Origin of the sequence: Exiguobacterium qingdaonense (genome assembly GCF_018617855.1) — a bacterium.
Taxonomy (GTDB): Bacteria; Bacillota; Bacilli; order Exiguobacteriales; family Exiguobacteriaceae; genus Exiguobacterium; species Exiguobacterium qingdaonense.
The window spans coordinates 1-286 of the sequence record NZ_JACSKY010000044.1 but is presented as its reverse complement, the minus strand read 5'-3'; the positions used below and the strand labels follow the sequence as shown (position 1 = coordinate 286).

Annotated in this window: 1 rRNA gene; it reads right to left on the bottom strand. The window is 49.0% G+C overall.

Features of this window, described 5'->3' with window-relative positions:
- Nucleotides 1-35 precede the first annotated feature (35 nt).
- Nucleotides 36-152 (bottom strand): 5S ribosomal RNA (gene rrf / locus KNP00_RS14170).
- Nucleotides 153-286: the final 134 nt, after the last annotated feature.

The following is a 286-nucleotide window of genomic DNA, read 5'->3' as shown; positions in this document are numbered from 1 at the left end:
GTTGCTCTACCACTGAGCTATTGCGGAACGATCTTGCCTGGCAACGTCCTATCCTCACAGGGGGAGATCCCCCAACTACTTTCGGCGCTAAGACGCTTAACTTCTGTGTTCGGCATGGGAACAGGTGTGGCCGTCTCGCTATCGCCACCAGACAAAATGAATATTAACACCGCGTCATACGCATGTCAATATTGTTTAGGGCTTGTTCCCTGAAAACTGAGGATTCATCAACACGAACCATTAGACTAGATCAAAGCCTCGACCGATTAGTATCATTCAGCTCCAC